20 protein-coding genes are annotated in these 23,511 nt (G+C 56.3%); 13 read left to right on the top strand and 7 right to left on the bottom strand.

Going from position 1 to position 23,511, the window contains the following annotated elements; genetic code table 11:
• The first annotated feature begins 93 nt into the window (after positions 1 to 93).
• Positions 94 to 870, top strand: coding sequence for a ferredoxin--NADP reductase (locus QWJ10_RS02435; RefSeq protein WP_289924129.1), 777 nt, complete (start codon positions 94 to 96; stop codon positions 868 to 870).
• A 44-nt stretch (positions 871 to 914) separates the two neighbouring features.
• Here QWJ10_RS02435 and mscL read toward each other — a convergent pair whose 3' ends face one another.
• The gene (mscL, locus tag QWJ10_RS02430) at positions 915 to 1,361 is read right to left on the bottom strand and encodes a large-conductance mechanosensitive channel protein MscL (protein ID WP_010797152.1); all 447 of its coding nucleotides are present in this window, start codon (positions 1,359 to 1,361) and stop codon (positions 915 to 917) included.
• A gap of 203 nt (positions 1,362 to 1,564) precedes the next feature.
• Here mscL and QWJ10_RS02425 point away from each other — a divergent pair, with 203 nt between their 5' ends.
• From QWJ10_RS02425 to radA, 4 genes are all read left to right on the top strand, one after another.
• Positions 1,565 to 1,801, top strand: coding sequence for a DUF465 domain-containing protein (locus QWJ10_RS02425; protein WP_010797153.1), 237 nt, complete (start codon positions 1,565 to 1,567; stop codon positions 1,799 to 1,801).
• A 169-nt stretch (positions 1,802 to 1,970) separates the two neighbouring features.
• Positions 1,971 to 3,512, top strand: a complete 1,542-nt coding sequence (locus tag QWJ10_RS02420) for a catalase (protein ID WP_289924126.1) — start codon at positions 1,971 to 1,973, stop codon at positions 3,510 to 3,512.
• Positions 3,513 to 3,720: 208 nt separating this feature from the next.
• On the top strand, positions 3,721 to 4,296 hold the full coding sequence (locus QWJ10_RS02415; RefSeq protein WP_289924532.1) for an ankyrin repeat domain-containing protein: 576 nt from the start codon (positions 3,721 to 3,723) through the stop codon (positions 4,294 to 4,296).
• A 99-nt stretch (positions 4,297 to 4,395) separates the two neighbouring features.
• Positions 4,396 to 5,757, top strand: a complete 1,362-nt coding sequence (gene radA / locus QWJ10_RS02410) for a DNA repair protein RadA (RefSeq protein WP_125887188.1) — start codon at positions 4,396 to 4,398, stop codon at positions 5,755 to 5,757.
• Between the two features lie 10 nt (positions 5,758 to 5,767).
• Here the strand turns inward: radA and QWJ10_RS02405 are convergent, their stop codons facing one another.
• A complete protein-coding gene (locus tag QWJ10_RS02405) occupies positions 5,768 to 6,133 on the bottom strand; it encodes a PilZ domain-containing protein (protein ID WP_289924123.1) in 366 nt (121 codons plus the stop codon).
• Between the two features lie 308 nt (positions 6,134 to 6,441).
• Here QWJ10_RS02405 and QWJ10_RS02400 point away from each other — a divergent pair, with 308 nt between their 5' ends.
• From QWJ10_RS02400 to yjiA, 3 genes are all read left to right on the top strand, one after another.
• Positions 6,442 to 8,508 (top strand): carbon starvation CstA family protein, encoded by a 2,067-nt coding sequence (locus QWJ10_RS02400; protein WP_074822916.1) that lies wholly within the window; start codon positions 6,442 to 6,444, stop codon positions 8,506 to 8,508.
• A gap of 12 nt (positions 8,509 to 8,520) precedes the next feature.
• A complete protein-coding gene (locus QWJ10_RS02395; protein ID WP_010797159.1) occupies positions 8,521 to 8,724 on the top strand; it encodes a YbdD/YjiX family protein in 204 nt (67 codons plus the stop codon).
• Positions 8,725 to 8,792: 68 nt separating this feature from the next.
• A complete protein-coding gene (gene yjiA, locus QWJ10_RS02390) occupies positions 8,793 to 9,770 on the top strand; it encodes a GTPase (RefSeq protein WP_289924118.1) in 978 nt (325 codons plus the stop codon).
• A gap of 49 nt (positions 9,771 to 9,819) precedes the next feature.
• On the opposite strand, the gene glyA is transcribed toward yjiA, so the two are convergent.
• The gene (gene glyA, locus QWJ10_RS02385; protein ID WP_010797161.1) at positions 9,820 to 11,073 is read right to left on the bottom strand and encodes a serine hydroxymethyltransferase; all 1,254 of its coding nucleotides are present in this window, start codon (positions 11,071 to 11,073) and stop codon (positions 9,820 to 9,822) included.
• 110 nt (positions 11,074 to 11,183) lie between these two features.
• Positions 11,184 to 15,353 carry an EAL domain-containing protein gene (locus QWJ10_RS02380; protein ID WP_289924114.1) on the bottom strand — a complete coding sequence of 1,390 codons (4,170 nt, stop codon included), beginning with the start codon at positions 15,351 to 15,353 and terminating at the stop codon, positions 11,184 to 11,186.
• A gap of 296 nt (positions 15,354 to 15,649) precedes the next feature.
• On the opposite strand from QWJ10_RS02380, the gene ettA reads away from it, so the two are divergent.
• Entirely contained in the window at positions 15,650 to 17,314 is a 1,665-nt protein-coding gene (gene ettA / locus QWJ10_RS02375; protein WP_010797164.1) for an energy-dependent translational throttle protein EttA, read from the top strand.
• Positions 17,315 to 17,361: 47 nt separating this feature from the next.
• Here ettA and QWJ10_RS02370 read toward each other — a convergent pair whose 3' ends face one another.
• The 3 genes from QWJ10_RS02370 to QWJ10_RS02360 all read right to left on the bottom strand — a co-directional run bounded on the left by QWJ10_RS02370 (position 17,362) and on the right by QWJ10_RS02360 (position 19,295).
• Positions 17,362 to 17,859 (bottom strand): gluconokinase, encoded by a 498-nt coding sequence (locus tag QWJ10_RS02370; RefSeq protein WP_125887187.1) that lies wholly within the window; start codon positions 17,857 to 17,859, stop codon positions 17,362 to 17,364.
• Positions 17,860 to 18,807: a threonine/homoserine exporter RhtA gene (rhtA, locus tag QWJ10_RS02365; protein ID WP_289924111.1), complete on the bottom strand. Its 948-nt coding sequence runs from the start codon at positions 18,805 to 18,807 to the stop codon at positions 17,860 to 17,862.
• A 107-nt stretch (positions 18,808 to 18,914) separates the two neighbouring features.
• Positions 18,915 to 19,295: a hypothetical protein gene (locus QWJ10_RS02360; protein ID WP_289924109.1), complete on the bottom strand. Its 381-nt coding sequence runs from the start codon at positions 19,293 to 19,295 to the stop codon at positions 18,915 to 18,917.
• Between the two features lie 283 nt (positions 19,296 to 19,578).
• On the opposite strand from QWJ10_RS02360, the gene QWJ10_RS02355 reads away from it, so the two are divergent.
• The 4 genes from QWJ10_RS02355 to QWJ10_RS02340 all read left to right on the top strand — a co-directional run bounded on the left by QWJ10_RS02355 (position 19,579) and on the right by QWJ10_RS02340 (position 23,504).
• On the top strand, positions 19,579 to 22,011 hold the full coding sequence (locus tag QWJ10_RS02355) for an ATP-binding protein (RefSeq protein WP_010797168.1): 2,433 nt from the start codon (positions 19,579 to 19,581) through the stop codon (positions 22,009 to 22,011).
• A gap of 157 nt (positions 22,012 to 22,168) precedes the next feature.
• The gene (locus QWJ10_RS02350; RefSeq protein ID WP_010797169.1) at positions 22,169 to 22,510 is read left to right on the top strand and encodes a hypothetical protein; all 342 of its coding nucleotides are present in this window, start codon (positions 22,169 to 22,171) and stop codon (positions 22,508 to 22,510) included.
• 120 nt (positions 22,511 to 22,630) lie between these two features.
• Positions 22,631 to 23,125 carry a TIGR00645 family protein gene (locus QWJ10_RS02345; RefSeq protein ID WP_010797170.1) on the top strand — a complete coding sequence of 165 codons (495 nt, stop codon included), beginning with the start codon at positions 22,631 to 22,633 and terminating at the stop codon, positions 23,123 to 23,125.
• 61 nt (positions 23,126 to 23,186) lie between these two features.
• Positions 23,187 to 23,504 (top strand): DUF6482 family protein, encoded by a 318-nt coding sequence (locus QWJ10_RS02340; RefSeq protein ID WP_010797171.1) that lies wholly within the window; start codon positions 23,187 to 23,189, stop codon positions 23,502 to 23,504.
• The last annotated feature ends 7 nt before the right edge of the window (positions 23,505 to 23,511 follow it).

Below are 23,511 nucleotides of genomic sequence, written 5' to 3'. Positions count from 1 at the left end.
GCCGGTTACACCTACAGTTTGTCCGTTGAAAACCAGTGCCGGGCTTGTTTTCATGACGGCCTGATATCGGCCCGGAAAACGAGGTAGCCCAGCATGACCGCCAGTGACGAGAAATACACCCGCCAGACCATCACGGAGGTGTGGCCCTGGGCCGATAATCTGTTCAGCCTGCGTACGACGCGTGATCCGCGCTTTCGCTTCAGTGCCGGCCAGTTTGCCCGCCTGGGTGTCGAAAAGGCAGACGGCGAAATCGTCTGGCGTGCCTATTCAATGGTCTCCGCGCCTCATGACGAATTTCTGGAATTCTTTTCCATTGTCGTGCCTGGCGGAGCCTTTACCAGCGAGCTGAGTCGCCTCAAGCCCGGTGATACGTTGCTGGTGGAAAAGCAGCCCTATGGATATCTCACCCTGGAACGCTTTACCGGCGGACGCGATTTATGGCTGTTATCCACCGGTACGGGATTGGCACCGTTTCTGTCCATGCTTCAGGAGCCGGATGTCTGGCAGCGGTATGAGCGTATCGTGCTGGTGTATAGCGTCCGGGAAGCAAAGGACCTGGCCTATCAGGAAATGATTAAGGGACTGGCGGAGCTGGAATATCTGGAAGGGGTTGCACAGAAGCTGGTCTATATTCCTGTCGTAACTCGTGAGGATCATTCGGGCGCGCTGAGAGGGCGAATCACGACCCTGATCGAAAACGGTGAGCTGGAGAAGGCCGCAGGGCTTGAGCTTTCAACAGAGCACTCCCGCATCCTGCTCTGTGGTAATCCTGAAATGGTGGATGACACGCGAGCCGTGCTCAAGGCACGTGATTTCCAGCTGGCCCTGACGCGCCGGCCTGGACAGATCGCGGTAGAAAATTACTGGTAAAAGATGCGGATGGGGCCCGCAAGGGCCCTATTTGTAGCGAACAGTCACGAAGAGGTCGGAGGGTCATTACGTGTGACGGTGGCCTCAGGCTTCTGGCTTTGTTCCTTGAGCAGGTCGCGAATTTCAGTCAGCAGTACTTGATCCTTGGTAGGACCGGCCGCTGCCTTCTTTTCCTCATGCAGGCGTAGTCGATTCAGAACCTTGATGGCGCTGAAAATGGCGAATGCAATGATGATGAAGTCGAAGATCGATTGCAGGAACTTGCCGTAAGATAGCAGCACTGCCGGTTTATCGCCTTGGGCAGCCTGCAGCGTAATGGCAAGGTGCGAAAAGTCCACGCCACCCAAAAGAATCCCGAGAGGTGGGGTGATCACATCGGCGACGAATGACGACACGATCTTGCCGAAAGCGCCGCCAATGATGATACCAACAGCCAGATCGACGACGTTGCCCCTCATGGCGAACGATTTGAATTCGCTGAAAAAGCTCATAAGCACTCCTTTTGCGGTGGAATGGTAGTGACGCCATCGCTAACGTCTCGGGCACTTTGAACCGCAAAAACGTCTCGTTGTTTCGAAATGCTTCCTGAAAAAGTGTGCTGCCTCTCGTTGCTGCACTTTGCCGAACGGCTGCGGTCCACCATATGGATGGGCTGAAAGGCTCAAGATATTCAACCTGCCTCAGGAGGTCACACATGGTTGCCGAGCACAACTTGCACAAGGATTTTCCAGACAAGGTTCAGAAGTTTGAAGAGCTGCGCCAGAACAATCCAGAATTTGCCAAGCTGATCGAGCAATACGATGCGCTGGATCAGGAGATCCTGGAAATCGAAGGGATGGTCGAGAACAGTGGCGATGAGGAATTGAATCGATGCCGACGAGAACGCGTCGTGATCAAGGACAAGATCGCACGCGAGCTGCAAGGTAGCTGATCAGCTCTAGGCCGCTGCCCCTGCGTAGCGGCCATAACTTAAAACGCTTGGCTTGGGTATTGATTCTGCCAATAGCGGAACAAAAGGTATTCAATTTAGCGAAGCGGTTCGGGTTCCTTACTCTTTACGTGCTTGGAACAGAGCACTTAAAAAAGAGAGGAACCCAACAATGTCCATTCGGACCTTTTCCGGATATGCCCTGAATCTGCTTGCAGCGGGCATCCTGTCTGCCACAGTCGCTTCGGCGGCCTATGCAGGTACCCTGACGCGTGACAACGGTGCGCCAGTCGGAGACAACCAGAACTCCCAGACCGCTGGAGCCACAGGCCCGACGCTCCTGCAGGACGTGCAACTGGTACAAAAGCTTCAGCGCTTTGACCGTGAGCGTATTCCAGAGCGTGTCGTTCACGCGCGCGGCGCGGGTGCCCACGGAGAGTTCGTCGCCTCGGCCGACATCTCTGACCTGACCAAGGCCAAGGTTTTCCGCCCAGGCGAGAAAACGCCGGTCTTCGTACGTTTCTCTGCGGTGATCCATGGTAATCACTCACCGGAAACCCTGCGCGACCCGCGCGGCTTTGCCACCAAGTTCTACACTGCTGACGGCAACTGGGATCTGGTAGGCAACAACTTCCCAACGTTCTTCATCCGTGACGCCATCAAGTTCCCGGACATGGTTCATGCGTTCAAGCCTGACCCACGTACCAACCTGGATGACCCGCGTCGTACGTTCGACTTCTTCTCTCACATTCCGGAAGCGACCCGTACCCTGACCGAGCTGTACTCCAATGAAGGTACACCGGCCAGCTACCGCACCATGGATGGCAATGGCGTACATGCCTACAAGTTCGTCAATGCCAAGGGTGAAGTTCACTATGTGAAGTTCCACTGGAAGAGCTTGCAGTCTGGCAAGAAGAATCTGGATCCGAAGGAAGTGGCCGAAGTTCAGAGCAAGGACTACAGCCATCTGACCCGCGATCTGGCCAACGCCATCGACAAGGGCGACTACCCGAAGTGGGACCTGTACGTTCAGGTGCTCAACCCAGAAGATCTGCCCAAGTTCGACTTTGACCCGCTGGATGCCACCAAGATCTGGCCGGGCGTGCCCGAGCGCAAGATTGGTCAGATGGTCCTGAACAAGAACCCGGACAACTTCTTCCAGGAAACCGAGCAGGTTGCCATGGCGCCTGCCAACGTTGTGCCTGGCATTGAGCCCTCCGAGGATCGTCTGCTTCAGGGGCGTGTGTTCTCCTACGCCGATACGCAGCTCTATCGCGTTGGCACCAATGGTCTGCAGCTGCCAATCAACAAGCCTCACGTAGAGGTGAACAACGGCAACCAGGACGGGGCGATGAACATCGGCCACACGGCGACCTCCGTAAACTACCAGCCGAGCCGCCTGCAGCCGCGTGAGGAAGACACTTCCGCACGTTACAGCCAGCTGCCGCTGTCTGGTACGACCCAGCAGGCCAAGATCCAGCGCGAGCAGAACTTCAAGCAGGCGGGTGATCTGTATCGCTCCTACAGCAAGAAGGAGCGTCAGGACCTGATCGAAAGCCTGGGCGGTGATCTGCGTGTTGTGGATGACGAAAGCAAAAACATGATGCTGGCGTACTTCTACAAGGCTGACGCGGAATATGGAGAAGGCTTGACCAAGGTAGCCAAAGGCGACCTCAAGCGCGTCAAGGAAGTGGCCGCGACCCTCAAGGACTGATGTCCTCCGGGCAGGCCAGTCCTGCCCGTGCTCCCTTGTCGGCTTGCCTGCCTGGATAGGCAAGCCCGACAAATTGCCTGGCGAGTGTTCATGCCAGCCGGGTAACCATAGACAGTGCACAAGCCAGATCATGCCCAATGCCGCTCGCGCACGGGCAGCCCTGACCGCGAGAGAACACGCTATGCGCTTATTTTTTCTTGGCATTACGATGCTTTCCCTCACCAGCACATTGGTATTGGCTGATCCGCCACCTGAGGCGTCGGTAGCCGAGCCGGCTGCAGTCGAGGCGAAAACACCTAGTCAGCCCTCATCCGACGCGGTAAAGGCACAGCTCAAAAGCTATTTCTTCGATGCTGCCCGTGATGGCCGTCAGGAGATACTGGAAGAGTTCATCAAGGCTCATTATGACCTCAATACCCAGGATGAAAAAGGTTACACCGCCTTGATCCTGGCGGCCTACCATGGCCACAAGGAAGCCGTCGAGCAGCTGCTGGCTGCAGGCGCAGACCCCTGCATACAGGACAACCGAGGCAATACTGCATTGATGGGCGCCATCTTCAAAGGGGAGATTACTATTGCCCACCGCCTGGTTCAGGCCAAGTGCAACCCTGACCAGCGTAACAATGCCGGCCAGACGGCCGCCATGTACGCTGCGCTTTTTCAACGCAAGAGTGTGCTGGACGATCTGGCGGCCAAGGGCGCAGACCTTAATGCCAGGGATGCGATGGGCAACGATGTCGAAAAGCTCAAGCGCGGTGAATTCAGCCAACCCCTGACCCGTTGACCCTAGCGCTGCAACAAATCTTGGGCTGGAAACGCGAATCGAGTTAACTGTAAATTCATACAGTGGTGTATAATCAAGCTTTGTTTTCAGGAGCCTGGAATGGCCAAAGCCAAGCGCATGTACGGCTGCACAGAGTGCGGCGCAACGTTTCCCAAATGGGCAGGGCAGTGTGGCGAGTGCGGCGCTTGGAACACGCTTGTCGAAACGGTTGTTGAGTCAGCGCCCGGTGCCTCCGGCCGTGGCGGCTGGGCGGGCCAGCAGGCCGTGCTCAAGACATTGGCCGAGGTCAGCGTTGAGGAAACTCCACGCTTCACTACAGACTCCACAGAGCTGGACCGCGTATTGGGTGGTGGCTTGGTCGATGGGTCGGTTGTGCTGATCGGCGGTGATCCAGGCATTGGTAAATCCACCATTTTGCTACAGACGCTTTGCCGCATTGCCGAGCGTATGCCAGCACTTTATGTGACAGGCGAAGAGTCCCAGCAACAGGTGGCCATGCGGGCCCGGCGCCTTGGGCTGCCGGAAGACAAACTCAAGGTCATGACCGAGACGAGCATCGAGAGCATCATTGCCACGGCACGTCAGGAAAAGCCGCGGGTCATGGTAGTGGACTCCATCCAGACCATTTTTACTGAGCATCTTCAATCCGCACCGGGTGGCGTTGCCCAGGTGCGTGAAAGCGCGGCACTTCTGGTGCGTTTTGCCAAACAGACCGGAACGGCTGTGTTTTTGGTCGGACATGTGACGAAGGAGGGTGCCCTGGCGGGTCCGCGCGTGCTTGAGCACATGGTGGACACTGTTCTGTATTTCGAGGGCGAATCGGATGGCCGTCTGCGTTTGCTTCGGGCAGTGAAAAACCGCTTCGGTGCTGTAAATGAGCTGGGTGTTTTCGGAATGACCGATAAAGGCCTGAAGGAAGTATCCAACCCGTCGGCCATTTTTCTGACCCGTGCACAAGAGGCCGTGCCAGGCAGTGTGGTCATGGCTACCTGGGAAGGCTCCCGACCGATGCTGGTTGAGGTGCAGGCCCTGGTCGATACCAGTCACTTGGCCAACCCGCGTCGGGTGACGGTCGGTCTCGATCAGAACCGTCTGGCCATGCTGTTAGCCGTACTGCACCGCCATGGCGGCATTCCCACCTATGACCAGGACGTGTTTATAAACGTCGTTGGCGGTGTGAAGGTGTTGGAAACAGCTGTGGACCTGGCCTTGATGGCAGCGGTTATCTCCAGCCTACGTGACCGCCCCTTGCCGCACGACCTACTGGTCTTTGGCGAGATCGGTCTTTCGGGTGAGATTCGTCCAGTGCCCAGTGGACAGGAGCGCTTGAAGGAAGCCGCCAAGCATGGCTTCAAGCGCGCCATCGTACCTAAAGGCAATGCGCCCAAGGAGGCACCCGCTGGTCTTGAAGTGGTCGCAGTGACCCGTCTTGACCAGGCGCTGGATGCCTTATTCGAATAAGCCGCCTGGGTCAGTCCTTGCCAAGGGCCGCCAGTTCGCGCTCAAGCAGGGACTGGTCGCCCAGGTTGAGTTCGACCAGACGGCGCAGGTGGCTGATGGAGTCGAGATCGATCCGCTGGCAGGCAAAGCCCAGCTGTTCGGCTTCTAGCCGTACCAGTTCGGCGCTCATCTCGACCAGTGTTTCCGCGTCCAGTCTAATGACGATCTGGAAAGGCTCCTCCTGACGGCCGCTCCAGTCGTCAGGCTTTTGTGTCAGTAATCCCTTCAGGGAAATGTCATTGACCAGCGCTGTCCAGTGCTGTTCGCCCTGTTGAATCCGCGCCGTGGCGTCAAACGCGAAGCGCTTGAAACGCCGACGTTCGGTTGAATCAGTCATGTCGCTACTCCTGAATGCGATAGAGGTGACTTCACCTCATTCTATCGGCCCAAGGCGCGGCGTCTAAAGTATTGCCGCTTAGCGTTACAGCTTAGTCAACGAACGGCAGGTTGTTCGACAAAAGGTCCGGGCTTGGTCTGCTGATGCAACCGGGTGTCGGCATGACTATCCGGCATCTGCCTTCTGCGGTATGAATATTCAAATGGCCACTACAAACCAAACGCTCTAGACCAAGGTCTGATGGCGGAATTGCCAGCTTGAACTAAGCTTGAGCGGCAGCTTCTTTGTCCGTTTGTCATGGAGCCTTTATGAATAATAACAAGAGTGTATTCCGCCACGTGCCCTGGGCCGTGGTCGCGGCTGTAGGGGCTTGCGCCTTGGGAGTGGTGGCCTTGCGCCGTGGAGAGACGATCAATGCATTATGGATCGTCGTTGCAGCCGTCGCGCTCTATCTCGTTGCCTATCGCTATTACAGCCTGTTCATCGCTACCAAAGTCATGCAGCTGGACCCGAACCGGGCAACACCGGCTGTTCTCAATAACGATGGTCTGGACTACGTACCGACCAACAAGCACATCCTGTTCGGTCACCATTTCGCTGCCATTGCAGGCGCAGGCCCGCTGGTCGGCCCGGTACTTGCCGCGCAAATGGGCTACCTACCCGGCACACTCTGGCTGATTGCCGGCGTAGTCTTTGCCGGTGCGGTCCAAGACTTCATGGTGTTGTTCATCTCGACCCGTCGTAACGGCCGCTCACTGGGCGAGATGGTTCGCGAGGAGATGGGGCAGATACCGGGAACCATTGCCTTGTTTGGCTGCTTCCTGATCATGATCATTATCCTGGCGGTGCTGGCCCTGATTGTGGTGAAAGCTCTGGCCCACAGCCCATGGGGGATGTTTACCGTTCTGGCAACGCTGCCCATCGCGGTATTCATGGGCGTTTACATGCGTTATATCCGCCCGGGCCATATCGGTGAGATTTCTGTAGTCGGCCTGGTATTGCTTCTGGCCGCGATCTGGTTTGGTGGCGTGATTGCTGCTGATCCAGTATGGGGACCGCGGCTCACCTTTACTGGCGAGCAGATTACCTGGATGCTGATCGGCTATGGCTTCGTGGCTTCCGTGCTGCCCGTCTGGCTGCTGTTGGCGCCCCGTGACTACCTGTCGACCTTCCTCAAGATCGGCACCATCATCGCGCTGGCTATCGGTATTCTCTTCATTGCACCTGAGCTGAAGATGCCGGCTGTTACCCAGTTTGTGGATGGTACCGGCCCGGTCTGGAAGGGTAGCCTGTTCCCGTTCCTCTTTATCACCATCGCCTGTGGCGCTGTTTCCGGTTTCCACGCGTTGATCTCGTCAGGCACCACGCCCAAACTGCTCAGCCGTGAGACGGATGCCCGTTACATTGGATATGGCGCCATGCTGATGGAATCCTTTGTGGCGATCATGGCCATGGTGGCAGCATCGGTGATCGAGCCGGGCGTTTACTTTGCCATGAACAGTCCGGCGGCCATTGTGGGCGCTGATGCCGCAAGCGTTGCTGCCACGATCAGCTCCTGGGGCTTTGCGGTAACACCCGAGATCCTGACCCAGACCGCACAGGATATTGGCGAAACCACCATCCTGGCGCGGGCCGGCGGTGCTCCAACGCTGGCGGTCGGTATCGCGCAGATCCTGCATCAGGTGCTGCCGGGTGAAAACACCATGGCCTTCTGGTACCACTTCGCGATCCTGTTCGAGGCGCTCTTTATCCTGACGGCTGTTGATGCCGGAACCCGTGCGGGTCGCTTCATGCTGCAGGATTTGTTGGGCAATTTCGTACCGGCACTCAAGCGTACCGACTCCTGGATCGCCAATATGATTGGCACAGGTGGCTGCGTTGCGCTCTGGGGGTATCTGTTGTACCAGGGCGTTGTCGATCCGCTGGGCGGCATCAATACGCTCTGGCCGCTGTTCGGTATCTCCAACCAGATGCTGGCCGGTGTTGCCTTGATGTTGGGTACGGTCGTGCTGATCAAGATGAAGCGCCAGCGTTACGCCTGGGTAACTGCACTACCGGCCGTGTGGCTGCTGATCTGTACAACCACGGCCAGTCTGATCAAGCTATTTGACAGCAATCCGGCGGTTGGCTTCCTGGCTCAGGCGCACAAATACCGTGATGCGCTGGCGGCTGACCAGATCCTGGCACCGGCCAAGTCGGTTGAGCAGATGCAGCAGATCATGATCAACAGTTATACCAATGCGACTCTGACCGTACTGTTCCTGATCGTAGTCGCCAGCGTACTGTTCTATACCGTGAAGGTGGGTTATGCCGCCTTGTCCAAGCCTCAGCGTACGGACAAGGAAACGCCTTTCCAACCGCTGACAAATGTCTGATGGGAGCTGCGCATGTTCAATGACCTCGCCAATCTTGGAAAGTACCTGGGGCAGGCGGCTCGCCTCATGGTCGGAATGCCGGATTACGACACCTATGTCGAGCACATGCGCGGCAAACATCCGGACCTGCCTGTCATGACCTACGAAGAGTTCTTTCGTGAGCGGCAGGAAGCGCGTTATGGTGGCGGCAAAGGCAAGACCTTCCGCTGCTGCTAAGCACGTCAAGGTGTGATTCAACCGGGCCAGGCCTTTTAGCCTGGCCCGTTTCATTTAAGGCCGCTTATATGTCTACAACTCCCATCCCTGTAACGGTTTTGACCGGCTTTCTCGGTGCTGGCAAGACAACCCTGCTGCGTTACCTGCTTGAAGGTGATCATGGCCTCAAGATCGCTGTCATCGAAAATGAGTTCAGTGAGGCCGACATTGACGGCGCCTTGCTGGGCGATAAGGCTGTACGCATCGTAAAGGTAGCCAATGGTTGCGTCTGCTGTACCGGCAGTAAAGACCTGTCCTACGCGCTGACGGTATTGCTGGAGCAGCTCGACCAGGGCGAGATCGAATTCGACCGACTGGTGATCGAGTGTACCGGCCTGGCCGATCCAGGCCCGGTTGCTCAGACCTTCTTCATGGATGAGGATCTGCGCGAACGCTATCTGCTGGATGGCATCATTACGCTGGTGGATGCTGTTCATGCCCAGGAGCAGCTATCCAGATCCATTGCCCAGGCCCAGGTGGGCTTTGCGGATCGCCTGTTGGTTAGCAAGCGCGATCTGGTGGATGAGGCTGCCTTCACGGCTTTGAGCGAGCGTTTGCAGCGCATCAACCGAAGGGCGCCGGTTCATGTGGTGGATCATGGTCAGGTTGACCTGAGCGTCCTGTTGGATATCAGAGGGTTCAATTTGAACGATCAGTTGGATCGTCAGATGCTTTTCCGCCCGCTAACGCCGGTGCGTACCCAGACGCCGGACAACATCACTTCGCTGGCGCTCAAGGCCGAACGTCCGCTCGATATCGACCGCGTCAGTCGCTTCATGGAAGGGGTGCTTGAGCGGCACGGCAGTAATCTGCTGCGTTACAAGGGTATTCTGGACATTGCCGGAGAACCTCGAAAGCTCTTGTTTCAGGGTGTTCAGCGGCTGTACGGCGCTGACTGGGACCGGGAGTGGGAGGAGGGCGAAGTACGGGAAAGCGTAATCGTCTTTATTGGCATGGAATTGCCGGAGGCCGAGCTGCGCGAAGGTCTCGAGGCGGCACAAGTCTGAGGCATATGAAAAAGCCCGGCATAAGCCGGGCTTTTCGTAAGGCTTAAGCTTACTGACCGTAAACCGGCAGCTTGGCGCAGATAGCCTGGACTTTTTCGCGTACGCCATCGATCACGGACTCATCGCCCATGTTATCGAGGATGTCGCAGATCCAGCCGGCCAGCTCACGGCATTCAGCTTCCTTGAAGCCGCGGGTGGTAACGGCCGGAGTACCGATACGCAGGCCCGAGGTCACGAAGGGGGAGCGGGGATCGTTCGGAACGGAGTTCTTGTTTACTGTGATGAATGCACGGCCTAGAGCCGCATCGGCATCCTTACCGGTGATGTCCTGCTTGATCAGGGACAGTAGGAACAAGTGGTTCTGAGTACCGCCGGAAACCACATCGAAGCCACGCTGGATAAACACCTCGGCCATGGCCTGGGCATTCTGGATGACTTGCTGCTGGTACTGCTTGAACTCAGGCGCCAGCGCTTCCTTAAAGCATACGGCCTTGGCGGCGATCACATGCATTAGCGGACCACCCTGGGCGCCTGGGAAGACAGCCGAGTTCAGCTTCTTCTCGATTTCTTCATTGGCTTTGGCCAGGATCAGGCCGCCACGAGGACCACGCAGGGTCTTGTGGGTCGTCGTGGTCACGACATCGGCGAACGGAACCGGATTCGGGTAGATACCTGCGGCAACCAGACCGGCAAAGTGAGCCATGTCGACGAACAGGTAAGCGCCCACCTTATCCGCGATTTCACGGAAACGGGCGAAATCCAGTACCTGCGAGTATGCCGAGTAACCGGCCACGATCATCTTCGGCTTGTGCTCAACCGCCAGACGCTCGACTTCATCATAGTCGATCAGGCCGTTTTCATTGATACCGTACTGAACTGCGTTATAAATCTTGCCGGAAGAGCTGACGCTGGCGCCGTGAGTCAAGTGACCACCATGGGCCAGGCTCATGCCGAGGATCGTATCACCAGGCTGCAGCAGCGCCAGGTAAACAGCAGAGTTGGCCTGCGAGCCTGCGTGGGGCTGAACGTTAGCGTAGTCGGCACCAAACAGCTGTTTGGCACGGTCAATTGCCAGTTGCTCGACCTTGTCGACGAATTCGCAACCACCGTAGTAGCGCTTGTGTGGATAGCCTTCGGCGTATTTGTTGGTCAGGACAGAGCCCTGGGCTTCCATGACAGCCGGGCTGGTGTAGTTTTCCGAAGCGATCAGTTCGATGTGATCTTCCTGACGCTGGGCTTCCTGCTCCATGGCGGCATACAGATCGGCGTCGAAGCGGGCGAGGGTTAAGTCACGGCTGAACATGGGGTTCCCCTGAAAAGCGGCTGGGCTAAAAGAGGGCGCATTCTATCCCAATCCATAGTGGACTGGGTATGAGCACCCGTCATGCAGCGGTCGAACAGCATTCATGGCGGCTACATCAGCCGCAATCGGGCCTCGATCAGCTCGGGTGACAGCGGTTTGTCGAACAGATACCCCTGAACTTCGTCGCATTCATGGTCACGCAGGAATTTGAGCTGCTCTTCATTTTCCACCCCTTCGGCAATGACCGACAGGTTGAGGCTGTGGGCCATGGCAATGATGGCGCGCGCAATCTGGGCATCCTGCTCTCCATGGGGCAAGCCATCCACAAAGCTGCGGTCGATCTTGAGAATGTCGATGGGAAGCTGCTTCAGGTAGTTGAGCGAGGAGTAGCCGGTTCCAAAGTCATCTACCGAAATGCATACCCCCAGCTCTTTCAGGCTTTTGAGTGTCATCAGCGCATCATCCACGTTCTGCATGAGGATGCTTTCCGTGAGTTCAAGCTCAAGACAGGCGGGGGATAAGCCCACTTCCTGCAGGATCTGGGCAATATGTTCGCCCAAGCGATTGTCGGCGAACTGTCGGGCCGAGAGATTGACGGACACCTTTGGAATGCGAACCTTTTCATCATGCCAGACGCGCAGCTGGCGGCAGGCTTCCTTGATGACCCAATCCCCAACCTGAATGATCAAACCGGTTTCTTCGAGCACTGGAATGAAATCGACAGGCGAGACGTTGCCGCGGCGCGGGTTGCTCCAGCGGAGCAGGGCCTCAAGGCCGGTCAGCTGACCATTGGAGCACCGGTACTGCGGCTGGTAATGCAGGGTAAATTCATTTTGCAGCAAGGCGTGTCGCAGATCGGCTTCAAGCTCGATGCGCTCCAGCGCACGGGCATTCATTTCCGCCTGGTAGAACTGGAAGTTGTTCTTGCCCATTTCCTTGGCGTGGTACATCGCCGTGTCCGCGTTTTTCATTAGCTGACTGAGTTCACTGCCATCCTGAGGCGATAGCGCGATCCCGATACTGGCGCTGACGAAAAACTCACGATTTTCCAGAATAAATGCTTCGGACAGGCTTTCCAGGATATTTTCGGCCACGCGGATAGCACAGGCCATGGCTTCCTCCCGACTACCTAGGTTGGCCAGCAGCAAGGTGAACTCATCGCCACCCATGCGAGCCACGCTATCCTCCGTTCCTACACAGGCGGTTAGGCGTACAGCTACCTCCTTGAGCATTCGGTCGCCAGCAGCATGCCCCAGCGAATCGTTGATCGGCTTGAAACGATCCAAATCTAGGAACATCAGCACAACCCAGTTGGCATGGTGAACCGCCTGCTCCAATGCAGTGTGGAGGCGATCCTGGAACAGCGTGCGGTTTGGCAGGAGCGTCAGGGCATCGTAATAGGCCAGACGGTGAATATGTCGCTCACTGGCCTTGCGCTCACTGATATCCACGAAGAAACACACGAAGCTGACCAGATCACCTTCATCGTCGCGTACGCCGGTAATGCCGATCCAGGACGGGTACGGCTCACCATCCTTGCGCTTTTGCCACAGTTCACCTTCCCAGCTGCCCTGTACCGCCATATGGTTCATGATATGAGAGAGTTGATTGGCTTCTTGAAGGTCTGCACATAGCATGCGCGGTTGCTGGTCGATGACTTCCTCTGGCTTGTAACCGGTCATACGGGTGAACATCTGGTTGACGCGTACGATGTAACCAGCCGGATCAGTGACCAGAATGGCGGCTGCCGAGTGATCGAAAACGGTAGCGGCCATCCGCATGTCTTTTTCCGCGCGTCGCTGGGCCGTGATGTCCCGGCAGATACCCAGCAGTCCTTCGAAACGACCATGCTTGTCCCATAGCGTTTCCAGACGCATTTCCAGGCTTAACTTGTGCCCGTCGGCGTGGAGGCAGTCCAGGATAATGACCTGACTGGCTTCCTGATCTACCTCCGCCATCAGCTGAGCTGACCTAAGCGATCGACGCAGCTTTTTTATCCAGTCCCGCAGTTTCTTGAGTTGCTGGGAGTGCGTCGCCAGATCATAGGGGTTGAGCTGGTAAAGCGTTTCGAGGTTATAGCCCAGAAGGTTTTCAGCCGAAGGGCTTATGTAGTTGATAGCCAACTGTTGGTCCGTGCTGAAAATGATGTCGCTGATACTTTCCGCCAGCAGGCGATAGCGACGCTCCTGGTCACGCAGCAGATCATTGGCATTGACCATCTCGGTGACATCCAGTGCAAGGCCGATGATCTGGCGCATCTGACCCTGGCTGTCACGTTGGAACGCCTGCTCGCGCAGATCGAACCAGCACCAGTGGCCGTTCTTGTGACGCCAGCGAACCAGGCAATCGTTCACCTGGCCTTCCTGAATGATCTGCCGCATGGTGCGCAGGCGCTCGAATAACTCGTGATCATCCGGGTGCAGAAGTGTAGTCAGGTAGTCCGGCCCCAGCGTCTCCAGTTCGGCCTCGCTGTAGCCGAGCTTGAGCCCAAAGGGATGGTTTTGATAATCAATGGTCTGGGTCTTGAGGTCATAGGTATAAAGCGTGTCCGGCGCCGCTTTGACCAAATCGGACCAGAAGCGCTCCCGCTCGATCAGCGAAAGTTCGGTGCGTTTGCGCCGTGATACATCCGTTATGCTCAGTGGTACGGCCTCGTATCCCATTTCTGCCGGAGGAAGGTGGACAGAGAACCAGAGATGGCGATCACCTTGCGGTGTTATGAGGCGGCCTTCCACATCCAGGGTCTGCTGTCCTTCAGCCAGCGCGGCAATCATCTTCATGCGCTTGCCATGGGCGTTGGGTTTGCTATCGCCGATCAGGTTGGCCAGTGCCTGATCAATGGTCGTAATGCCTAGCAGGGTCAGCGCCATCTGATTCATTTCAGTGATGCGAATCAGGCTGAGCAACTCGTGGCCCCGTGAAGGATTGATCTCAAGCCATTGATAGAATGTCCGGGCACTTGTGATGTGATGTGCTAGCAGGACCTGCTGCAGGCGGGAGAAGTCCAATACACAAATGCCGGTGTTGATGCCTTCGAAAATGCTCTGGTAGCGCTGGCGTGTACTTTCTATCGTCCGGAGCGCCTGCTGCTGCTCGGTGACGTCCCGCAGTATCCAGGCGCACCCGGTAAAGGCTGACGTATGATCTTCCAGTTCATCCAGGGAACGATTCGAGCCTACGCCGTAGCGGCTGACGGCAAACAGTCTGCGCTGGCCGTCAGGTTGGGATAGCTCGACGATCCAATCCTTGTCGGCCTCTTGCGGAGTCGATAGGTCTAGTGCAGGGAGCAGACCCCTCAAGGTGTGCTGCTCCGCATCTGTCTGTTCGATGCCCAAAAGAAGGGAGGCTTTCCGGTTGAGGTAAAGCAGGCGGCCCTCTTCATAGGTGACCAGTACGCACTCATCTACCGCATTCAGGGCTTGCATCATCAGACGCAGGCTCTGCCGTGACGAGCGTGAGGAAAGATGAAAGCCGGATTGCTCCCGCTGCAGGCAGTACACCAGAAGGGACGCGCATAGGGTCAGCAGCACAAACGTGGCAACCCGCCACAAAAACAGCGTTTTCCAAGACAGGACCGAAGGGCTCAAATGGCTACGGAGCTGCCAGTTGGTGCCATCTAATGTGAGGGCAAAGGTCTGGCTGTCCGAAACGGCAGGCTCCTCAGGCATATCCCTGGCCAACGTGGCGCCGCTTGCCTTGTCTGTAATAGTCCAGATCAGTTCATGGGTGTGGTTTTTCAGCCTTTCCAGCCCCAACCCGGCTTCGCCCGTGATCAGCCACCAGCCCTGATCGCTCTGGCTTTTCTGCTTGAGGAGCACATAGCTACCGTCGCGAGGCGTATAGCCGTAATAAAACGGTCTCGCCTCCAAACGTCGTAGGGCAGGGCTCAGGTAGTTTGGGTCGACTGCTGACGGAAATAAGGACGGGTCTTCAAGCGCGCCGGCTGGAACCCAATAGAGGTGGTTGGCCTTGGGATAGATAGCCTGCAACTGTGCCGGTAGCGCCTCGATGCCTGTCTCCGGCGTTACGTCATCAAGCTCTGCCGCCGCTTGGTGAGCAAGAAACGCAAGGGATTGCTCGATATATTCGGCCTTTTGCAGGCTCTGCTCCCGAGCGAAGCTGCCCAGCATGGCACTTCGCTGATTCAGCTCCTTATGGAGTTGCCAGGACAATACACCCAGCAATAACAGAATCAGCCCAGCCAGCACCCACTTCAACATACGGAGTGCAGGAGAGCGCGTCAGCAGGTTTCGTAAGGGTAGGCCGGCAGAAGCTTTCACATCGGTTTTCCAAAAGAGTGCAGTTACAAGCGGCAACCGCACACGCTATAGACAGTCCTGTCACTGGGTGAGGCGCTCATGGAAGGTATCGTCATCATCCTGTCCACCATTACAAAAGAGAATTTGGGATATCCTTTGCGTTATCGCCCGCGGGGTGCAGATTCTTGAATGATTGTTTGGCTGTCGTCTGAAGCGATAACCTGCAATCCATCAAATAGTGTGTGAGGGACTTCGACAGCTTGGCTCAGTCCCGCCATACTATTCGCCTACTTTTGCATCAGTACCAAGGTTCATCCATGGCTCAATACGTTTATTCCATGCATCGGGTCAGCAAGATCGTGCCCCCGAAGCGAGAGATTTTGAAAGACATCTCCCTGTCCTTCTTTCCTGGCGCCAAGATCGGCGTGCTGGGCTTGAATGGTGCGGGTAAGTCTACCCTGTTGCGCATCATGGCCGGGGTCGATACGGAGATCGACGGCGAAGCTCGCCCGATGCCCGGTATCAACGTAGGTTATCTTCCGCAGGAGCCGCAGCTCGATCCGAGCAAGACGGTTCGGGACATTGTCGAAGAGGCCGTTGGTGCGATCAAGGACGCTCAGGATCGCCTGAACGAAGTATACGCCGCTTATGCCGAGCCGGATGCCGACTTTGATGCGCTGGCTGCTGAGCAGGCGCGTCTGGAAGCCATCATTCAGGCCTCTGACGGCCACAATCTCGAGCGGCAGCTGGAAGTGGCCGCCGATGCCCTGCGCCTGCCGCCATGGGATGCGAAGATCGAGCACCTGTCCGGTGGTGAAAAGCGTCGCGTGGCGCTGTGCCGTCTGCTGCTGTCTGCACCTGATATGCTGCTGCTCGACGAGCCTACCAACCACCTGGACGCCGATTCCGTTGCCTGGCTCGAGCACTTCCTGCACGACTTCGCTGGTACTGTCGTAGCCATCACGCATGACCGCTACTTCCTGGACAACGTGGCTGGCTGGATTCTCGAACTGGACCGTGGCCACGGTATCCCGTTTGAAGGTAACTATTCCGGCTGGCTGGAATCCAAAGCCAACCGTCTGGCGCAGGAAGCCAAGCAGGAAGCGGCTCACCAGAAGGCCATGAAAGCGGAACTGGAGTGGGTGCGCTCCGGTGCCAAGGCCCGTCAGTCCAAGTCCAAGGCTCGTCTGCAGCGTTTCGAGGAATTGCAATCTCAGGAATTCCAGAAGCGCAGCGAGACCAATGAAATCTACATCCCGGCTGGTCCGCGCCTGGGTGACAAGGTTATCGAGTTCCATAACGTCACCAAGGGCTACGGTGATCGCGTTCTGATCGATAATCTGAGCTTCAGTGTGCCCAAGGGCGCGATTGTTGGTGTGATCGGGGGTAACGGTGCCGGTAAATCCACACTGTTCCGCATGATCACCGGCAAAGAGCAGCCAGATTCGGGCACCATCGAGATCGGTGAAACCGTACAGATCGCCAGTGTCGATCAGAGTCGCGATAGCCTGGAAGGCAACAAGACTGTATGGGAGCAGGTCTCCGATGGTCTGGATATGATTCGCGTGGGTAACTATGAAGTGCCTTCCCGCGGCTATGTCGGTCGCTTCAACTTCAAGGGTGCCGATCAGCAGAAGTTCGTCAAGGACCTGTCCGGTGGTGAGCGTGGCCGCTTGCATATGGCGCTGACGCTGAAGCAGGGCGGTAACGTACTGCTGTTGGACGAACCGTCCAACGACCTCGACATCGAAACCCTGCGCGCACTGGAAGAAGCATTGCTGGACTTCCCAGGCACCGCCATCGTGATCTCGCACGATCGCTGGTTCCTCGACCGTATCGCCACTCATATCCTTTCCTACGAAGATAACTCTCAGGTGGTGTTCTTCGAAGGGAACTACACTGAGTACGAAGCGGATCGCAAGAAGCGTCTTGGCGATGCTGCCACGCAGCCCAAGCGGGTGAAGTACAAAAAGCTGAGCTGATCAGCCCTTTTGTACCCAAAGGCCGCCGCTTAATGCTGCGGCCTTTTTTATTTCTTGTGCTGAGTGGCCCGGAGAATGCTGTCTATGATTTCATCCGGAGACTGGCGAATATCAACCAGTAGCGCCTCCTGCTCACCGGGCGGCTCAAGTGTGTCGATCTGACTTTGTAGTAGCCGTGGATCGAAAAAGTGCCCGCGTCGATTGAGGATGCGCTCGCTGAGTATCTCGGCCGGTCCATTCAAAAAGACCAGAACGATCCCGTCGGTGGCGGTTTGCAGCCGTTCCCGGTACTGCTTCTTCAGGGCTGAGCAGGCAAATACCTGGGTTCGCTGATGGCGATGGGCATCCTGCATCGCAGTGCGAATGGCATCCAGCCACGGCCAGCGGTCCTCATCATCAAGAGGAATGCCCTTGGCCATTTTTTGCCGGTTGGCGTCGCTGTGGAACTCGTCGGCATCGGAAAACTGGCAGCCCAGACGCTGGGCCAGGCGTTCCCCTATAGTGGTTTTTCCACTGCCAGATACACCCATGATCAGATAAATCATTCATCCTCCACGATTGGGTTTCGATCCTTTAAGGGTAGTCCCTTCACCCGCAAGCGCCTCCCCGGATTCAGGGGGAGGTGCATCAGAAGATTTCCCGATGGTAAGTGTCGTCCCGATAGAGGCAGCTACAATACAGGCCAGCGCCGTCCATTGGCCGAGGGTCAATGTTTCGCCGAGAAAGATAAAGCCTGACAGGGCACCCAAGGCCGGTGACAGGCTCATCAAGGTGCCAAAGGTCTGGGTAGGCAACTTTGTCAGCGCCATCATTTCCAGAACGTAGGGGAGCGCGGAGGACATGACGGCAATTGCCAGAATGACTGGCAATGTTTCCACCGCAAACAGACCGGGACCTGCCTCATAAAGTCCAAGTGGCAGAACTCCCAGTGCTGCGATGCACGAGCCCAGCGCAACGGTGCTCGCACCATAGACGGCCCCGGATTTCTTGCCGAACACAATGTAGAGGGCCCAGCAGGCACCTGCCAGCAAGGCGAAAAACGCGCCCAGTAGATCTACACCGCTGGCAGCATGCCCGACCGGCAAAAGCAATACCAGCCCTAAAATGGCTAGGATGATCCAGACAAAATCGATCAGCCGGCGAGAGGCAATAATGGCGACAGCCAGGGGGCCTGTGAACTCAAGGGCGACTGCGATTCCAATGGGAATCCGCTGCATGGCCAGATAAATCGAAACATTCATGATGCCTAGGGCAATGCCATATACGACCAGAGATTTCCATGGCTTCCCTTTGCCAAGGACTTTCCACGGTCGAAGAACAGCTACAAGCAGTAGGGCGGAAAAGAGAAGGCGCAGCGCGGTTACGCCAATCGGACCCAGGACAGGGAAAAGACTTTTGGCCAAGCTGGCGCTGCTTTGAAGAGAGATCATTGCCACCAGTAACAGGCAGACCGGTATGAGAGTAGCCAGGGGTCGGGCGTTTAGTTGAGACATTCTGCTAGTGCTTATCCGTTTTGATTGAGCAATAGCAGAATGGGAAAGCCAAAGCGAGCACTACTTAGTCGCGTCACGCCAGAGCGTCGGATGTTTCTGGTGTGCGTTCAATTGCTGTCTTTCTGTTCCTTGCTGTCGCCGCGCAGGGCCCGGGCCATTCCACGGCGTTTGCTGCGTTCCCAGTCCTCCTCGTGCTCACTCCAATGTTCTTCATAATAGCGACGGGTCTGTTCGTTCTGAGCCGTGCTGGCACACTGGCGATAACCGTCTTCCCACCCCTGCGCGTAATAACGCTCCTGGTCATAGCGCGGGACGTTCTTGTAGAGGGCTCCAATGCCATCCACTGCCTGTTTGCCTGTCAGGCACCCGTCGTGATAGCCATCGGCATAAGGAGGCGGATAACCCTTTGCAACCAACTGGTCATGGTAGCTCTCACAGCCGCTCAGCCCGGTAAGTAGCGTTACAGCTAATAACATTCTCATCCACATGGTCTTACTCCTGCGCAAACTTCGTCGCTGGCGCAGTACGAAGCCCCTTGGATTGACTGCGCATAACCTGTTTCTTTTCCTGCTCCCTTCCCTTAAGCGTAGCCCCGGACTGGCGAGTCGGTGTTATTTCTGAAGTTAGGCACTTCCATGTCACAAATTCGTCAAAACGGTGTGACCGCTTCGTGTGCCATGATGACCGGGTAGGCAGTGCCATGCCTTGCTCTTATCCGGCTCGCAACGCCAGAATGCGGACAGATATGTCCGAACGACACAAGGATTTCCGATGCATGATCCTGTAGCTGCCGGCCTGCGCCTGGCACCTGACGAATTGACCAGTCCCTTTGATCCCGCTCAGCTGTCCTTTAGTACTACCGATGAGCTAGACCCATTCCGGGGTATTCTCGGGCAGGAGCGCGCTGTAGAGGCCCTGCAGTTTGGTGTGGCGATGCCACGTCCAGGCTATAACGTATATGTCATGGGAGAGCCGGGAACGGGACGGTTTTCCTTCGTGCAACGGTTCCTGAAAGCGGAAGGCAAGCGATTGCCTACGCCCTCGGACTGGGCCTACCTGAACAATTTCGAAGAGCTACGCGAGCCCCGTGCTGTCGAGCTGACGCCAGGCAATGGCGATGACTTCATCGCTGATATCGAGCAGCTGATCGATAACCTGCTCTCCACATTTCCAGCCGTGTTCGAGCATCCTGCCTATCAGCAGAAAAAGAGCGCCATCGATCGAGCCTTCAACCAGCGCTACGACCAGGCACTGGATGCGGTAGAACGTGCAGCGTTGGAAAAAAGCGTAGCGCTCTACCGCGACAGTACCAATATTGCCTTTACGCCCATGAAAGAGGGCAAGGCTCTGGATGAGGCTGAATTCGCCCAGTTGCCTGAAGCGGAGCGCGAACAGTTCCATGCCGATATATCCTCATTAGAGGAGCGGCTCAATGAGGAGCTGGCCAGTCTGCCGCAATGGCGTCGCGAATCCAGTAATGAGCTGCGCCGCCTGAATGAAGAAACCATCACGTTGGCTCTCCAACCGCTGCTGGCTCCGCTGGTTGAGAAATACAATGACAACCCGGGTGTGTGTGCCTACTTGCAGGCCATGCAGGTCGACCTGCTCAAAACGGTGGTCGATCTGCTGATCGACGATGCCAAAACGGACACACAGCGCCGTAAGGATCTGAAAGAGCAATACCTGCCCAATCTGGTTATTGGGCACCATGCGACCAGTGGTGCACCGGTCATTTTCGAGCCTCATCCCACCTATGACAATCTGTTCGGTCGTATCGAGTACAGCTCTGATCAAGGCGCGCTCTACACCAGCTACCGACAGTTGCGTCCAGGAGCACTGCATCGGGCCAACGGCGGCTTTCTGATCGTCGAGGCGGAAAAACTGCTTACCGAACCCTTTGTCTGGGACGCCTTGAAGCGCGCCCTGCATTCACGTCAGCTCAAGATGGAGTCGCCGCTGGCCGATCTTGGTCGCTTTGCGACTGTCAGTCTGACGCCCCAGGTTATTCCGCTAAACATCAAGGTCATCATTATTGGCTCGCGGCAGCTCTATTACACCCTTCAGGAGCTCGACTCGGAGTTCCAGGAGATGTTTCGTGTGCTGGTGGACTTTGATGAAGAGATTCCGCTGCGTGACGACAGTCTCGAACAATTTGCACAGCTCCTCAAAACACGGACCTCCGAAGAGGGCATGGCGCCCCTGACCGCAACGGCAGTTGCGCGTCTTGCCACTTACAGTGCTCGTCTGGCAGAACATCAGGGGCGATTGTCGGCTCGAATCGGCGATCTGTTCCAACTGGTCAGCGAGGCGGATTTCATTCGTCAGCTGGCAGGCGACGAAGTGACCGATCGAGGCCACGTAGAGCGTGCCTTGAAAGCCAAGGAAACCCGTACAGGTCGTGTCTCGGCCCGTGTGCTGGACGACATCATGGCGGGTCAAATACTGATTGATACAGAAGGCGCTGCGGTTGGCAAATGCAACGGCCTAACCGTCCTTGAGGTAGCAGACTCGGCCTTTGGTATGCCAGCGCGTATCTCCGCTACAGTCTATCCCGGCGCCAGTGGCATTCTCGATATCGAGCGAGAGGTCAGTCTTGGGCAGCCGATCCACTCCAAGGGTGTGATGATCCTGACAGGCTATCTGGGGAGTCGCTATGCCCAGGAATTCCCTTTGGCCATTTCTGCCAGCATTGCCCTTGAGCAGTCCTATGGCTATGTGGATGGTGACAGCGCCTCTCTGGGAGAAGCCTGCACCTTGATTTCCGCGCTTTCACGTACGCCGTTGAAGCAGTGTTTTGCCATAACCGGCTCCATCAACCAGTTTGGTGAGGTGCAGCCTGTTGGCGGCGTCAACGAAAAAATCGAAGGCTTCTTCCGCCTATGTGCTGCTCGCGGCCTTACCGGCGAGCAGGGCGTGATCATTCCTAGGGCCAATGTAATCAACCTCATGCTTGATGAGCGCGTGGTAGAGGCAGTTAGAGAGGGGCGCTTCCACATCTATGCCGTTCGTCAGGCAGACGAAGCGCTAAGCCTTCTGGTCGGTGAGCCGGCAGGTGCACCAGACGCACAAGGACGTTTTCCTGAGGGCAGCGTGAATGCTCGGGTTGTCGAGCGGCTTAAAGACATCGCTGAACTCGAGATAGAAGATGAACTGGCCGACAAATTGAAAGATAAGAGCAAAAAGGACACGCACGACGAGAACTGAGTACATAGCGGTCAGGTCGGAAGAATGAGAGATGTGCCATGGCCTGCGGGTCATGGCACACCGCAGCTGGCTTGCGCTGCTGAAGTTCGTTATCGCTCCTCGATAACTCCTCGGGCACGACAGGCTTATTAGAAAAAAACAGATCGAGGAAGATGCCATGCCGCGCAGCATCACTCTAATTCGTCCTTGCCTGGGTCTTGTTACCCGTATCGAATGTGAAGTCAAACCATTGGCTCATCAGCCAGGAATGTGGACTCTACTGTGTGCTGCTGGTCTGACGGGTCAGCATCCAACGGCGATCAAGGCGCAAGGGCCTTTTCACGGACCGGTTGTCGCTGAGGCAGTCATGGCAGCGATTGCCGAGAATCTGCAGGAACAAGGCTATGTTCCTGCGTCTGATCCACAGATCTGGCGCTTGCACATTCAAGGTGAACTCCGTCGAATGAACGGAGAACGTGCACAACCTGTCATGAAGTACCAAGCTCGACCCGAGCTGTGAGCAAATTGGCCCAAAAGGGTTGGGCCTCTCATGATTTGCCATGATTTGTACCGTTCCAGGCGTTTGTCGGGGCGGTATGCGCCGGTATACTCGCCGGATCACTTGTCATGAGCGAGTTACATGGAACGCTTTTTCGAAAATGCTATGTATGCTGCCCGCTGGCTGCTGGCACCTATCTATTTTGGCCTTTCGCTAGCCCTGGTCATGCTGGCCATCAAGTTTTTCCAGGAAATCTTTCATTTACTTCCGCATATATTCGAACAAACTGAAGCAGATCTGATCCTGTTGGTCCTGTCGCTGATCGATATGGCTCTGGTGGGCGGTTTGCTAGTCATGGTCATGCTGTCAGGCTACGAGAACTTTGTGTCTCAACTTGAATTGGGAGATGACAAGGAAAAACTCAGTTGGCTCGGCAAAATGGATTCCAGTTCATTGAAGAACAAGGTCGCCGCTTCCATTGTTGCGATTTCATCGATTCACTTGCTGCGAATCTTCATGGACGCAAAAAATGTCGATACCACCTATCTGAAATGGTACGTGATCATTCATCTGACCTTCGTGCTCTCGGCATTTGCCATGGGTTATCTAGACAAGCTCACCAAGCATGACCATTAACGGGTCATAAGAGGTCAAGACAGTTGTTAGCCGTGCTGGCAGCTACTTTCCCGGAGGCGCTATGAGACTCGAAGAGTTAAAGGCATTAGCCCAGGCAGGTCGCATTCAGGAACTCAACCTTCTATCGCTGGAAGGAGGGTTCTATATCCTTGACATACTCGGCGTAGAGACTCGCAGCTGCCTTCAGGAAAACGATGGCAAGACCATGCACCTGCGCTCGCCCGGCCATGCCCAGCATGTGCTCAGGGAGATACCGGAGCTTCCCTTCTACCTTGTGCAGTATTCTCCCTATGACGAAATGGTGGGCGCTGCGCCGCGTAGCGAGGCGCCTTTAAAGACGCGCCTTGGTTTCAACCGTAACGGTGAAGCAAGCGTTTGAGCCTGAG

The sequence above is a fragment of the Pseudomonas sp. WAC2 genome, assembly GCF_030403525.1.
GTDB lineage: Bacteria > Pseudomonadota > Gammaproteobacteria > Pseudomonadales > Pseudomonadaceae > Chryseomonas > Chryseomonas luteola.
The sequence above is the reverse complement of the archived record's forward strand: the minus strand, read 5'-3'. Positions and strand labels throughout refer to the sequence as shown.